General features: G+C 57.5%; 11 protein-coding genes. 7 read left to right on the forward strand and 4 right to left on the reverse strand.

Annotated features, from left to right (window positions below; translation table 11 throughout):
* Positions 1 to 111 precede the first annotated feature (111 nt).
* Genes CU103_RS12125 through CU103_RS12140 form a run of 4 tightly spaced genes read left to right on the forward strand, consistent with a single transcriptional unit; the run spans position 112 to position 2,098 of the window.
* Complete coding sequence (locus CU103_RS12125) at positions 112 to 1,116, forward strand: SPFH domain-containing protein (protein ID WP_106664175.1); 1,005 nt, start codon at positions 112 to 114, stop codon at positions 1,114 to 1,116.
* A 24-nt stretch (positions 1,117 to 1,140) separates the two neighbouring features.
* Positions 1,141 to 1,599 (forward strand): NfeD family protein, encoded by a 459-nt coding sequence (locus tag CU103_RS12130; RefSeq protein ID WP_106664176.1) that lies wholly within the window; start codon positions 1,141 to 1,143, stop codon positions 1,597 to 1,599.
* Positions 1,600 to 1,645: 46 nt separating this feature from the next.
* Entirely contained in the window at positions 1,646 to 1,882 is a 237-nt protein-coding gene (locus tag CU103_RS12135) for a DUF1902 domain-containing protein (RefSeq protein WP_106664177.1), read from the forward strand.
* 3 nt (positions 1,883 to 1,885) lie between these two features.
* Positions 1,886 to 2,098 (forward strand): type II toxin-antitoxin system HicA family toxin, encoded by a 213-nt coding sequence (locus CU103_RS12140; RefSeq protein WP_106664178.1) that lies wholly within the window; start codon positions 1,886 to 1,888, stop codon positions 2,096 to 2,098.
* 127 nt (positions 2,099 to 2,225) lie between these two features.
* Here CU103_RS12140 and CU103_RS12145 read toward each other — a convergent pair whose 3' ends face one another.
* The gene (locus CU103_RS12145; protein ID WP_106664287.1) at positions 2,226 to 3,221 is read right to left on the reverse strand and encodes a KpsF/GutQ family sugar-phosphate isomerase; all 996 of its coding nucleotides are present in this window, start codon (positions 3,219 to 3,221) and stop codon (positions 2,226 to 2,228) included.
* Positions 3,222 to 3,406: 185 nt separating this feature from the next.
* On the opposite strand from CU103_RS12145, the gene CU103_RS12150 reads away from it, so the two are divergent.
* Positions 3,407 to 5,182 carry an outer membrane beta-barrel protein gene (locus tag CU103_RS12150; RefSeq protein WP_106664179.1) on the forward strand — a complete coding sequence of 592 codons (1,776 nt, stop codon included), beginning with the start codon at positions 3,407 to 3,409 and terminating at the stop codon, positions 5,180 to 5,182.
* A gap of 55 nt (positions 5,183 to 5,237) precedes the next feature.
* Here the strand turns inward: CU103_RS12150 and galU are convergent, their stop codons facing one another.
* Positions 5,238 to 6,140, reverse strand: coding sequence for a UTP--glucose-1-phosphate uridylyltransferase GalU (gene galU, locus CU103_RS12155; RefSeq protein WP_106664180.1), 903 nt, complete (start codon positions 6,138 to 6,140; stop codon positions 5,238 to 5,240).
* A 373-nt stretch (positions 6,141 to 6,513) separates the two neighbouring features.
* Here galU and CU103_RS12160 point away from each other — a divergent pair, with 373 nt between their 5' ends.
* The gene (locus CU103_RS12160; protein ID WP_483428617.1) at positions 6,514 to 7,701 is read left to right on the forward strand and encodes a lytic murein transglycosylase; all 1,188 of its coding nucleotides are present in this window, start codon (positions 6,514 to 6,516) and stop codon (positions 7,699 to 7,701) included.
* Between the two features lie 272 nt (positions 7,702 to 7,973).
* Entirely contained in the window at positions 7,974 to 9,164 is a 1,191-nt protein-coding gene (locus tag CU103_RS12165) for an SGNH/GDSL hydrolase family protein (protein WP_106664288.1), read from the forward strand.
* 54 nt (positions 9,165 to 9,218) lie between these two features.
* Here CU103_RS12165 and CU103_RS12170 read toward each other — a convergent pair whose 3' ends face one another.
* Entirely contained in the window at positions 9,219 to 11,903 is a 2,685-nt protein-coding gene (locus tag CU103_RS12170; RefSeq protein ID WP_106664182.1) for a S10 family serine carboxypeptidase-like protein, read from the reverse strand.
* A 361-nt stretch (positions 11,904 to 12,264) separates the two neighbouring features.
* On the reverse strand, positions 12,265 to 13,719 hold the full coding sequence (locus CU103_RS12175; RefSeq protein ID WP_106664183.1) for a glutamate synthase subunit beta: 1,455 nt from the start codon (positions 13,717 to 13,719) through the stop codon (positions 12,265 to 12,267).
* Between the last annotated feature and the right edge of the window lie 33 nt (positions 13,720 to 13,752).

Genomic DNA, 13,752 nt, shown 5'->3' on the forward strand with positions numbered 1-13,752 from the left:
TCTCCCCGGGCTCGCTAGAATCATAACTATCGTCTATCTTGCCCTCGCCCATCCAAGGGGCGATGATCATATGTGACGCCGCTCAAGCGGTGTCGGCCAGGGGAGACCACCATGCCGTTCAGCGGTTTCGACTTTACCATTCCAGTTCTCGTCATTCTGGTACTGGTGGTTCTGTTTGCGGGCGTCAAGACGGTCCCCCAGGGCTACAACTACACGATCGAACGCTTCGGCAAATATACCCGCACCCTCGCACCGGGACTCAACCTCATCGTGCCCTTTTTCGACCGGATCGGTGCCAAGCTGAACATGATGGAACAGGTACTGAACGTTCCGACCCAGGAAGTCATCACCAAGGATAACGCCAACATCGCTGTGGACGGCATTGCCTTCTACCAGATCCTCAATGCGCCGCAGGCGGCCTATCAGGTCAGCGGATTGCAAAACGCCATCCTCAACCTGACCATGACAAATATTCGTACCGTCATGGGCTCCATGGTCCTCGACGAACTTCTGTCGAACCGCGATACGATCAATGACCGCCTGTTGCGCGTCGTTGACGAGGCTGCGCATTCCTGGGGCATCAAGATGACCCGCGTCGAGATCAAGGACATCAACCCGCCGCAGGACCTGCTCGACAGCATGGGCCGCCAGATGAAGGCGGAACGCGATAAACGCGCGGTGGTGCTCGAAGCCGAAGGTACGAGGGCGGCGCAGATTCTGCGCGCCGAAGGGTTGAAACAGGCGCAGATCCTCGAAGCAGAGGGCAAGCGCGAGGCGTCGTATCGTGAAGCCGAGGGGCGCGAGCGCCTGGCCCAAGCCGAGGCCAAGGCCACGGAACTGGTCTCTGCCGCCATCACCGCCGGCAACGTGCAGGCGCTCAACTATTTCGTGGCGCAGAAATACACCGAAGCCTTCGGCAAGTTCGCAACGAGCCCCAACCAGAAGGTCATCCTGATGCCGATGGAGGCCTCTTCGCTCATCGGCTCGCTTGGCGGTATCGGCGCGATTGCTCGCGAAGTATTCGGCGACAGTGCATCCGCAACCCCGCCCGCTCCCGCAACCCCGCCCGCGCGTGGCCGCACGGTTCCCGGCACCGGTAGCGGCTCGAATTCATAATCCGCAAGCGGGGGAGTGACACCTATGCTGGAACGTCTCTTCGCTGAACTCGGCCCCTGGAACTGGGTCGTTCTCGGCCTGGTCCTGATGATATTCGAGGTCGCCGCACCCGGCATCTTCCTCCTCTGGTTCGGCATCGCCGCGCTGGTCGTCGGCGCGGTAGCGATCCTGTTTGGCGAAGCGCTCGGCCTGGGCTGGCAGCTGCAGGTCATCCTGTTCCTGATCCTCTCCGTCATTTCCGTCTTCATCGGCCGCCGGCTGATCGGCGCGACGGACGTCATGTCCGACGAGCCGCTGCTCAACATGCGCGGCGAACAGCTGATCGGTCAGGTGGTGACGCTGGAAGAGGCAACGGTCAACGGTCGCGGCCGCGCCCGCATCGGCGACAGCCTGTGGCGCGTGACCGGGCCGGACCTCGCTGCCGGCACGCCGGTGCGCATCACCGGCATCGATCATGGCACACTGGTGGTGGAACCGGTTTAGGGTCATCGGTTTGCGGTGCCTGTCGCGCCTGTGATATGATTTGAAAATGAAGAACAAAACGCCAAGCTTTGTCGTATCTGTTTTTGAGGAAGATGGTGCCTGGATCGCCGTCAACGATGATTTGCCCATAGCAACAGAAGCGCCAAGCTATAGTGAGTTGCTTGAAAGGGTTTGGGAGATCGCGCCGGAGATTGCCGTTCTGAATGGCTGGGTGAGCGATCCACACAAACTTCATCTCCGGTTTTATATTGAATCAGGCAATTCGATAGCAAAAGCACTTTGATACGTGGGTGCAAGTCTTTATCGGGAACTTGCTGATCTACTCACCAAGTCCGGATGCAAATTTGTGCGTCAGGCTAAAGGCAGCCACGAATATTGGAACAGTCCGATCACAAATCGGTTCTTCGTCGTTCCCTCAAATATCGAGAAACGCCACACTGCCAACGCCGTTCTGAAACAAGCAGGCCTGCCCAAGGCTTCTGACACAAAAGGTTGCTGAGACGAATTTTGAATTCATCCTTTTGAGGCAGCTGGTGTGGTTTTTCGAGAACCGGAGCGCAGTGGACATTAGGTCCATGAGCACAGGAAGCTGCATCAGATATCCGTCAGGTTGAATTCGCAACGTCTCAGGCGGCGCCTATCCGCAGCAGATCATGGAAATGCACGATCCCGATCGGGAAGTTGTTTTCGGTCACGATCAGCGCGCCGATATTGTGCTCGTTGAGCAACGCCAGCGCCGCACTGGCAAGCATTGTCGGCGGCACCGTCTTCGGACTGCGCGTCATGATCTCCTCCACCCTCATCGTCACCAGATTGCGGTGAAGGTTGCGCGAAAGATCGCCGTCCGTGATGATTCCTGCCAGCGTTTCGTCGTCATTCTGCACCGCAATGCAACCGAAACGCTTCTCCGACAAAACCTTCATCGCCTCGGGAATCGGCGTGCCTAAAGGCACCAGCGGGATCCTGTCGCCGCGGTGCATGATCTCGCGCACATGCGTCAGGCTGGCGCCGAGCGACCCGCCTGGGTGGAATGTCTTGAAATCGCCTGCCGTGAACCCGCGTGCCTCGAGCAGCGCCACGGCGATCGCATCGCCCACCGCCAGCTGTATCAGCGTCGAGGTCGTCGGTGCCAGGCCATGCGGACAGGCTTCCGTTACACGCGGCATCAGCAGTACCACGTCGGCAGCCGTTGCCAGCGCCGAATTTTCGCCTGCCGTCACCGCGATCAGCGGTATGCGGAAGCGGCGCGAATAGCTGACGATACCCTTGAGCTCCGCCGTATCGCCCGACCAGGATATGGCAAGGATCGCGTCATCTGCGGCGATCATGCCGAGGTCGCCATGATTGGCTTCGGAGGGATGCACGAAGAAGGCCGGCGTGCCGGTCGAGGCAAACGTCGCGGCTATTTTCGAACCGATATGACCGCTCTTGCCGACGCCCGTTACGATGATGCGTCCGCGCACGGCGGCAATCTTCTCGATCGCATTGCAGAAAGCTTCGGCCAACGGGCCCTCGAGCGCGCTGCTCAGCGCCGCCAGCCCGTCTTTCTCGGTTGAAATCGTCCGCTTGGCGGAATCAACCGCCGCGGTCTTGTCCAGTTCGGTGTCATTTATAGCCTGCATGGCCGCAACCGTTAGCGCTTTGCTCGTCATCTGTCCATTTTTTGTTCAACGGAAAGCAGGCAACGACGTCGCAGCAGGCGGCGGTTAGCCAGTCATTAACCATGGCCGTTTACGCTCCATAAACGATAAAGGCCCGTTCGAAGAGTTATCGAGCAGCCTCTTGGAGACCGGCGGCAAACCTGTTGATGCATCTTTGGCAACCACGTTTCGAAGCACCGCACCGCGGCAGCTTCCGGACTGCGATCAATGTCTGTCTGACGACGGCGTTGCTCAGCAGTACCGTGTTTGCATTCGGGGCCCGGGCCCAGGACGCCCCCCCTCTGCGTGGCGCCGTGCAGGAAAATATACTCCAGACGCAGAACAATGCCGGCGCATCCAATCCGGGCCAGCCCGGCAATCCTGCAAATCCGTCAGCGCCGCAGGCGGATAACGGCATCCCCTCCAGGCCGTACGAACCGGTCAGTCCCGGCGCATTGCCGCCGGATGACGACAGCGGAAATCTCGGATTGTTCGGCGTACCCGGCGGCACTGGCTCGCCCCCGCCCGGACCCGTGGACAATAGCGGTGGTCTTAATCCGGATTCGGCTGCTGCGCCCGGTGAAAGTGTTCCCGTTCCAGCGGAAAGACCCGCCGCGCGTACCGCCCCTGCCCGGCCGGGTGAGACACGTGCCAATATCACCGCAACGGCAAGCGGCGGCGAACAGACTGATTCGCTTGCCACTGGAGCAATCGAACAGAACAGGGAAGCCAATCCCCCCGCCGAGCGCACCGCGCGGGACAATCTCCCCGAACCGGCGATCGAGCGCCGCACGATACGTCCCGACCCTGAACCCTTTGCCCCGCTCGGCATCAGGGCAGGAACAATAACGCTGCGCCCGTCGATCAGCACCGGCCTTCGCGCCACGACCAATGCCGATGGCAGCTCGGACGGCAGCAGTGCTGTGCTTTCCGAAACACGCTTGCGCGCGCGCGCCACAACCGACTGGTCGCGTCATTCCGCCTTTCTGGATTTCGATGGCACCTATGACAAATCGATCTCTGGAGAAGAATATTCTGCTCCCAATGCCGGTTTGCGCGGCGGCTTCCAGCTCGATCTCGGCGAACGCACAACCGTGAAGGGCGAGGCAGGTTATCGCATCCGCCAGGAAGATCCGAGCGCACCAACGACCATCGTGGGAACCTCGAATCGCCCTCTCGTGCAGGAACTGGACGCAACCTTTGGTGTCCGCCACGAGTTCGGCAAGTTTTTTGCCGATGTAAGAGGTAATGTCGACCACACGACCTATGGCAATGCGGAATTCTCCGATGGCAGTGTCGTCAGCCAGGAAGACCGCGACAATACCTTTGCCAGCATTGCACTGCGCGGCGGTTTTGAAATGTCTCCGGCCATAAAGCCGTTTGTCGAAGTGGAACTGGGCAAGTTGATGTACGACGAATCTCTCGATGCCAACGGCTTCCGCCGTTCGGGACCGCGCATCGGACTGCGGGGCGGTGTCGAACTCGACATCGCCGAGAAACTCAAGGGCGAGCTCGCGATTGGTTATCTGCGCCAGGACATCGACGACCCAAGGCTTGCAGCCGTCGATGGCATGAGTGTCGATGGCGCGATCACATGGTCGCCGCAACGGGGCACCGATGTCAGTCTCGGCCTGCTGACACGCGTCGAAGGAGCGACTGCCCCTGACGACAGCGGCTCGGTATTCTATGAAGGTACACTCGGTATAAAGCGTCAGGTCCGGTCGAACCTTGATGTCAGCGCAACATTGATCGGGTCGCTGCGCGACAATACGGACGGCTCAGGCTGGGACAAGGGGTTCGGTGCGGAGATCGGCGCCACCTACTGGTTCAACCGTTTTGTCGGTCTCGACGTCAGCGCCCGCCACGAATTCACCCACAGCGAAGTAGAAAGCCGCCAGACCGAAGAAACCAGCATCTTCATGGGTGTGACACTACAGCGTTGACCTCGGGGGCATCGTTTATCTCCCCCTCGACGGGGGAGCTAACGATGGTGTGACTTCACCCCTGCTTGGGCTGGATCGTCTTCAGCATATTGCCGATATTGTCGATGACCCCATTGCGGATGTCATTGCGCCAAAGGGCAAAGGCCACATTGGCTTCGACAAAGCCCTCCTTGGAGCCCGTATCATAGGTGCGGCCCTTGAAGTGATAACCGAAGAAATCCTGCTCTTTGGTCAGCTTCAGCATCGCGTCGGTAAGCTGGATTTCGTTGCCGGCACCGCGTTCCTGATGCTCGAGAATGTCAAAAATCTCCGGCTGCAGGATATAGCGGCCATTGATGTAGAGATTGGACGGAGCCGTGCCCTTGGCCGGCTTTTCCACCATTTCGGTCAGCTCGAATCCCTTGCCGATAGGCTTGCCCTGACCGACGATACCGTATTTGTGCGTCTCGGCCGGATCGCATTCCTGTACTGCGATCACATTCCCCCCCGACTGGTTGTAGAGCTCGACCATGTCGGCAAGACAGCCATTGCCTTCAGGCTGCATGATCATGTCCGGCAACAGCAGCGCAAAGGGTTCGTCGCCGACTATGTCGCGCGCGCACCACACCGCATGGCCGAGACCCATTGGCACCTGCTGGCGGGTAAAGCTGGTCGTTCCCGGACCGGGCTGAATGCTTTGCAACTCGTCAAGGAGGCCGGTCTTGCCGCGTTCGGCGAGCGTGGCATAGAGCTCGTACTGAGCGTCGAAATAATCCTCGATGACCGCCTTGTTGCGGCCGGTCACGAAAATGAAATGCTCGATACCGGCTTCGCGCGCCTCGTCCACCACATATTGGATGACCGGCTTGTCGACGACGGTCAGCATTTCCTTCGGAATGGACTTGGTGGCGGGAAGAACGCGGGTGCCAAAACCCGCAACTGGAAAGACGGCCTTACGGATTTTCTTGCTCGTCGTCATCATTACCTCATGGTGTTGCATGCAATTATTGTTGTTTATTACTGTGGCATAGGCTCTATTGGATGCACAAGCGCACAATAACACTTCAAATTTCCGTACAATCCTCTACAAAATTGGTTCGAAACTTAGGTTCAGGACCTGGGGCCGTGCGCTAGACAATTTCGTTTCAAAGACCCAAAATGCATGCGACTGTAAAATAAACATTCTTTGCCACTGTTAATGTGGCCAAATGAATCTCGTTTGACGACGCATGGTAAACCAATTCCTAACTTTGAGGTGTGTAATTTATCGTTTGACCCAAAATTGTGGAAACACAGCTCGAGGAGAAAACACAATGGTGAGTTGTTCATCGGCTTTCGCCAGGCGCATGTTGATGGTTGCTGCGGTCGCGGGCATCGGATTGACCGGCGCCATCAACAATGCCGCTGCCGATGCAAAGTTCCAGAACTGGATCGCGGAGTTCCGCGGTACAGCAATGAAGAGCGGCATTTCTGCGGCCACCTATAACCGGGCTTTTGCCGGCGTGACCGAGATCGATCCGGAAGTCCTGCAGAAAGCCCAGTTCCAGCCGGAATTTACGGAGCCTGTCTGGGGTTACCTCGACAACCGCGTCAACGAGCAATCGATTGCCACGGGCCGGGAAATGGCGCGCAAATACAGCCGCTGGCTCAGTGCCATCGAAAAGTCCTACGGCGTCGATCGCAATATCCTGCTCGCCATCTGGTCGATGGAAACCAATTTCGGCGAGATCATGAAGCGTGACGATGTCATGCGCGACGCTGTGCGCTCGCTCGCCACCCTCGCCTATGCCGATCAACGCCGGGCGAAATATGCCCGCACCCAGCTGATCGCTGCAATGAAGATCCTTCAGACCGGCGATATCGACCGCAGCCATCTGACCGGCTCCTGGGCTGGCGCCCTTGGCCACACCCAGTTCATTCCGACAAGCTATCTGGCCTATGCCGTCGATATGGATGGCAATGGCAAGCGCGATATCTGGAATTCAGTGCCCGACGCGCTCGCCACCGCAGCCAATCTGCTGCGCAAGAACGGCTGGCAGTCCGGCCGCACATGGGGCTATGAAGTCGTTCTGCCGGCCGGTCGCAAATTTCCAGGCGGTTCGCGTACCATTGCCGAATGGCAAAGCCTTGGCGTCGTCCGGGCCAACGGCAAAGCGTTCCCGCATGGCAGCGAAAAAGCGACATTGAAGGTGCCGGATGGCCGCAACGGCCCGACTTTCCTGATGACACGTAATTTCTTTGTGCTGAAGAACTACAACAATGCCGATAAATACGCTCTTGGCGTTGGTCTTCTGGCCGATCAGATTGCCGGTTCCACTGGCCTTCGCCAGGACTGGAATCGCCCCTTCACGCCGATTACCATGAAGGAGCGCGAAGAATTGCAGCATCATTTGCGCGAACTCGGCTATTATGACGGCAAGGTTGACGGGAAAATCGGCACGGGCTCGAGGGATGCCATTCAGGCTTTCCAGAAGCAGATGGGACTGGATCCCGATGGTCATCCAAGCAAGGAAGTGCTGACCGTCATCCGGAAGAAATAGTCCACGGCTGATGCCGATTATCTCTCCCTTGCGGGAGAGAAAGCGATTTTCAGCATCTTGGCCTTTGCTAAGTGCTGGAAATCGCAAGAGAGGGGATATTGATGATTTGCAAATCCCCTCGCTTGGATTTTCCAAGGATTTGGTAAAGAGGCTAAATCCAAGAAAATCCTTTCTCCCCCACAAGGGGAGAGATATGCTTCCGCTGTTGTCGGTGCAAATCGGGGTCACAGGACAAACGCATGGATTGCAATCGATTCTATCGCGCGGAATATATGGGCAGACACTCCTCGCCTTTCTCACCCCTGCTCCTGTCCTTGGCTCTTGGTCTCGCAGGCACCCTTGTCTTCGTCGAATCTGCCTCTGCACGAACGATCCTCGATATGCTGTTCGGGCCGCGCGAGATCTATCGGGAGCCGACGGACAGGCTCATTGACGATGGCAGGAGGAGGGCACGTCCTCCCAGGAGCCGCCCGGCAAAGCGAGCCCGCCCCCGTGCGCCTGCCCCCCTACGCACCTCGCCAAGAGAGGGCCCCTCCGCAACCGCGCCACAACCAGCCATTCCGGCAAAACTGCCCGATGCCAAGACTGTCCTCATTGTCGGCGATTTCATGGCAGGCAACCTGGCGGAAGGCCTGGACGCCGCATTCATCGATTCACCGGGTGTGCGTGTCGTCGACAGGGCAGATGGGTCCTCTGGCTTTGTACGCAACGATCACCGCGACTGGCCTGCAACGATCGGTGGCATGATCGAGGCGGAAAAACCAGCCGTTGTCGTCATCATGGTCGGGGCCAATGATCGCCAGCAATTCGCCAGCGGCCAGACGCTGCTGACCGACGAATGGACGAAGGAATATCAACTGCGCATCAACGCGTTCCTGGAAGCGGTCAAGAAGACCGGTCATCCGGTGGTTTGGGTGGGTCAACCAGCTTTCAAGTCGAAAAGCATCACCAATGACGTGCTTGCCTTCAATGAACTCTATCGCAATGCGGCGGAGAAAGCCGATGGCACGTTTGTCGATGTTTGGGATGGCTTTGTCGATCAGAGCGGCAATTTCACATTGTCCGGATTTGACATTTCGGGGCAGACCGCACGCCTGCGCAACAATGACGGGATCGGCCTGACCATCGCAGGCAAACGCAAGCTCGCCTTCTATGTCGAAAAGCCGCTGCGCCAGATGCTCGGTAATGCAACTTCACCGGATGTTGCTGCAATCAAACCGGGTGCCCCGGTGCAGGCCCTGCCCGGAACGCCGCAAGCTCCCGTGAAGGTCGACCGGCTGGCGCCGATCAGCCTCAGCGATCCTGAACTTGATGGTGGTACCGATCTCCTCGGGGCCGCGCCGCGACCTGAACCCGCCGTTGAAAAATCGGCCCGTGATCGTCTCGTCATCGACGGCGTCGCCCCGGACAGTCAGCCGGGCCGCGTCAACGATTTCTCCTGGCCCGCGCAAAAAGCGCCGTAACCAAATCTGAACTCGTCCCACTCATGACCCGGGATACGCGTATAGCCCTGGTGGTCACTGCGTCGCCGCCACCCCCGTGGCTGGTGCATAAAATTCATCGAGTGCTTTTTTCAGGGGACCTCGGGCGGCTTCTGTATAATAAGTCATATGTCCGCTGGCGAATCTCTTGACCGTAACGCGTTTGTCTGTGTCCAGTTTGGCGATCTTCAACTGTGATTCCACTTGGTAGAACCACACCGCATTGTCGTAATAGCCAAGCAGCGCCAGTATTTTCAGTTTCGGATCGGTTTTCAACACCGCGGCCAGATCGGTAACACCGCCCAATTGGCTCATCTCATAGTCCCATTTGCATCGGTTGCACACGACGGCATAGTCCGGGCTTGTGCGAGGAACATAATTGACAGAATTTGGCAGATGATCCTTGAGGGCGTTACCGAGCACCTCGCTATCAAAATAGTCAGGATCGTAATCAGTAGCGATCATGCGTGCATCAAAAACGCCGTATTTGCTATCTTTTTTTGGCAAAAATAGTCTCGATATTGCCAAGCTCACACTAGACCATCTCAAATCCGGAATTGCCAATATCCCCTGTATTTCCTTGAGTACTTTCTTGCCGTCAACCGTTTCAGCGAACAGCGGAAACAGCTTCTTGAACATGGGGATATATGTATTGGCATGAAAATTCCGGATGTAGTCGACATATCTATCAAGGCCGTCGTCCGTGAGCGTATCGAAGCCCTTCGTTTTGCTCCAGCGCTCGTCGGGCTCTTTGGAATATGTGGCCTGAAAATAGTCCGTAACCAAGGCCTGGGTCGGGAAACCCAAAGTGCACAAGGGCAGCGTGGTAAATACGGCTCCAAACCGCGAACAGCTATCACCCGACAAAAGCGGTGAATTGAGAATGATCCCGGATAATATGATCGGCGGCTTGCCCGATGGGTCCGCATCGAAGTTGCTTGTTCCCGCTTGCTCCAGAAGCGCCGAAGCCTTTGCGACGCGTGCACCTCCATAGGATTCGCCATAGACATATTTGGGCGAGCTTTGCCGGTTGTTTTTGTTGGAATAACTGGTCACAAAATCACGAAATATCTCGGCATCCCTGGTGACATCGAAGAAATCCTCGTCCTTGAGCGGCTGGATCGCGGTTGAATACCCGGTGCCGACCATATCGACGAAAACAAGGTCACTTTGATCCAGCAAGGTTTCGTCATTGTCGATGACCGGAAAATTGAAATCTTTCGCTTGCATGGGCAAATTGGGTGCGTCGATCTTGACCCGTTTTGGCCCGTACGCCGCCATGTGCAAATAGATGGTGGCCGCTCCCGGACCGCCATTAACAAAGAATGTCACAGGACGCTTGTCTCTTGGCAGATCATCGCGCGTATAGGACACATAGAACATCGCCGCTTCGAGTTTTTTTGTGCCGGTAATATCCTTCGGTCCATAGGCAATGAGGTGCCCGGCCGACGCCGTATACCAGAGTGTCTTTTCGTCGCTGGCACCCTTGTGGACGGTTATACTGTGCCGCATGACCGATGGTCTCCCGTTCACCTGCGGTGATGAAGGATCGGGATTGTCGTTTGCGATAAACCTGTATTCTTCCGGGGCGAACAATGCGTATGCATCTGCGTCCAGCCCGGCCCCTTCCGGAATCTTTCCGTCTGCCTTGAGCATTGCGGCAGCTTCCTTGAAGAGGCCGGCATCCGTCAGCATTTTCAATGCCTCTTGCGCCCTGCCAACTGCTTTAAGCATATCCGCGGCTTCATTGAAGAAGCCCGCCCCCTTCAGCACGTCAATGGCTTCCTGGGTGAATCCCGCATCCTTGAGCCCCTTGGCGGCCTCTTGCGGCTTGCCGTCCGCCATCAGTTTCGCTGCCTTGCCGAGCGCGGCGAGTTTCGCATTGATATCTGCGAGCAGTTTCTGCGCCTTGGCGATCTCGCCCGGGTTGTCCTTGTCGGTGCGGATTAGATCGTCCAGTCTTTTCTGCGCCGCTGCAATCAAACCGGGCGTGTCAGCATCCCCGTTGAGAATGGCAAGCTCGTCCCGGGCTTTTTTGAGTTTGACCTGTGCCGCCTTGATTGAACCGGGTATGAACTCATCCCCATCGAGGATGGCGAGCGCATCCCGCGCCCTCTTGAGCGCGCCAGGATTATCCGGGTCTTCCCGGGTCAGATCGTCGAGATCGGCCTGAGCTTTTTCAAGTTTGGCCTTCGCCGCGGCGATCAAGCCTGGCGTGTTTTCCTCTGCCATAAGAGTGGCAAGCTCAGCTTGTACGTCGTTACGCTTCTTCACCGCCTCCTTGATCGAGCCAGGCGTGTTTTCATCTCCATTGAGGATGGCGAGCGCATCCCGCGCCTGCTTGAGCGCGCCGGGATTGGCCGGGTCTTCCCGGGTCAGGTCGTCGAATTCCTGCCGCGCCGTTTGCAATGCCTCGGTCTTGGACTCGAGCTCGACAGCAAGATCTTCCAGCGCCGTTTTAACCGCGGCGATTTCCTTTGCGTGTGCCGCCTTCAGATCGTCCAGCGCCTTTTGCGCGGCCACCCGTTCGGCCTCCAGCTGCGCCCGCTTCCGTTCTGACTCCGCAATCGTGGCATTGACCGTGGCCAGATCGTCCCTTGCCGTGGCCAAGGCGAATGTGCTGTCCGATGTGTCGGCGTCAGTCTGTGGAGAGTTTGTGTCCGCGCCATTACAGGCGGAGAGCCCCAAAAGGGCCACTAGCAACAAAAGTCTGAAAATCATTGGTGCTCTCAAATTCGAAAAGAGAGCCCTATGCGCAACTGTGAGAGTTCAGGTCAATTAGCCATAAGTCGCAAATTGCCTAATATTCTACCAAATAATGCTGAAGATTCTTTTTTGAGCAGTTTCTACACCGGGAAACTCGCCTTGGTTGCATCCAGCAAATTACGATCCCGCGATTTCGCACTAACCATCGCGGCAGTGCGACAATCCTGTTGCGAAGAAAAAAGCGAAAGCACGAATGCGTTTTGGGAAAGTTCATCGAATTACACAGAAAGGCACCCAAGAACCGCCCGGGATTCGGCGAATCTGGCGCAAGATTCTCAACCGGCACGAGAATTTTGGACGTGCCTGGTTGAAAATGTTACCGCGGCAGAACCGAAGAACCCATCAATGCCGCATCAATGGAATGGGCTGCCTGCCGGCCTTCGCGGATCGCCCAGACAACGAGAGATTGCCCGCGACGGACGTCACCGGCCGTGTAGAGCTTGTCGACACTGGTGCGATAATCCTTGTCATCCGCTGCAACCGAACGGTTACCACGGCGATCAGCCCGCATATCGAGCGAACCGGAGAGTTCCTTGACGATATTGTTCTCGAAGGGCCCCGAAAAACCGATGGCGATAAAGGCGAGATCGGCCTTGATGAAAAAGTCGGTGCCGGCAATGGGCTTGCGTGCCTCATCGACTTCACAGCACTTCACATGGGTCAGGGTTCCATTTTCACCAATGAATTCAAGTGTTGCCACTTGGAATTCGCGGTCCGCACCCTCCGCTTGCGAGGAGGAGGTGCGCATCTTTGTCGCCCAGTATGGCCAGACGCTGAGCTTGTCTTCCTTCTCCGGCGGCTGTGGGCGAATATCGAGTTGGGTGACCTTCACCGCGCCCTGACGGAACGCCGTGCCGACGCAGTCGGACGCCGTATCACCACCACCAACAACCACTACGTGCTTGCCGGAGGCGATGATCGGATCGCTCGGCCAAGCGACCGAGTCGATGTTCTCACGGCCGATGCGCCGGTTCTGCTGGACGAGGTAATGCATTGCATCATGCACGCCCTCGAGCTCGCCGCCGGGGATACCGGCCGGGCGGGGTGTCTCTGCCCCGCCGCAATAGAGCACTGCGTCATAGGTGTCGATAAGCTCTTGAACCGGCTTGTCAATTCCCACATTTACCCCGCAGTAGAACGTGACGCCCTCGCCTTCCATCTGGGTAACGCGGCGATCGATGAAGTGCTTCTCCATCTTGAAGTCAGGGATCCCATAGCGAAGCAGCCCACCCGGACGGCTCTCGCGTTCGTACACGTGGACTTCATGCCCTGCACGGCCAAGTTGCTGTGCTGCAGCCAAACCAGCCGGTCCGGAACCAATCACCGCCACGTTCTTGCCGGTCTTGGATGCGGCAGGCTGCGGAATAATGAAGCCTTTTTCATAGGCCTTGTCGGCAATCGCCTGCTCCACTGTCTTGATGGATACCGGCACATCCTCCAGGTTCAGCGTGCAGGCCTCCTCGCAGGGAGCCGGGCAGATGCGGCCAGTGAATTCCGGGAAATTGTTGGTGGAATGCAGGTTGCGGATCGCCTCATCCCAGTTGTCGTTGTAAACGAGATCATTCCAGTCCGGAATCTGGTTGTGGACCGGACATCCGGTCGGCCCATGGCAGAAGGGAATCCCGCAATCCATGCAGCGCGCTGCCTGCTTCTTGACCTCGCTATCCGACATGGGAATGGTGAATTCCCGGAAGTGCCGGATGCGATCAGAAGCCGGTTGATACTTGCCGACCTGCCGGTCGATCTCTAGAAAACCTGTGACCTTACCCATAAATCTGCTCCCTCGCCTCTCGGAGGACCACCC

The sequence above is a fragment of the Phyllobacterium sophorae genome (assembly GCF_003010965.1).
Classification (GTDB): Bacteria; Pseudomonadota; Alphaproteobacteria; order Rhizobiales; family Rhizobiaceae; genus Phyllobacterium; species Phyllobacterium sophorae.

Coding starts and splice junctions, on each gene's coding strand:
- CU103_RS12170 (WP_106664182.1), bottom strand. CDS start 11,903: ATGATTTTCAGACTTTTGTTGCTAGTGGCCCTTTTGGGGCTCTCCGCC.
- CU103_RS12165 (WP_106664288.1), top strand. CDS start 7,974: ATGGGCAGACACTCCTCGCCTTTCTCACCCCTGCTCCTGTCCTTGGCT.
- CU103_RS12130 (WP_106664176.1), top strand. CDS start 1,141: ATGCTGGAACGTCTCTTCGCTGAACTCGGCCCCTGGAACTGGGTCGTT.
- CU103_RS12125 (WP_106664175.1), top strand. CDS start 112: ATGCCGTTCAGCGGTTTCGACTTTACCATTCCAGTTCTCGTCATTCTG.
- CU103_RS12175 (WP_106664183.1), bottom strand. CDS start 13,719: ATGGGTAAGGTCACAGGTTTTCTAGAGATCGACCGGCAGGTCGGCAAG.
- CU103_RS12160 (WP_483428617.1), top strand. CDS start 6,514: ATGGTTGCTGCGGTCGCGGGCATCGGATTGACCGGCGCCATCAACAAT.
- CU103_RS12145 (WP_106664287.1), bottom strand. CDS start 3,221: ATGCAGGCTATAAATGACACCGAACTGGACAAGACCGCGGCGGTTGAT.
- CU103_RS12135 (WP_106664177.1), top strand. CDS start 1,646: ATGAAGAACAAAACGCCAAGCTTTGTCGTATCTGTTTTTGAGGAAGAT.
- CU103_RS12150 (WP_106664179.1), top strand. CDS start 3,407: ATGCATCTTTGGCAACCACGTTTCGAAGCACCGCACCGCGGCAGCTTC.
- galU (WP_106664180.1), bottom strand. CDS start 6,140: ATGACGACGAGCAAGAAAATCCGTAAGGCCGTCTTTCCAGTTGCGGGT.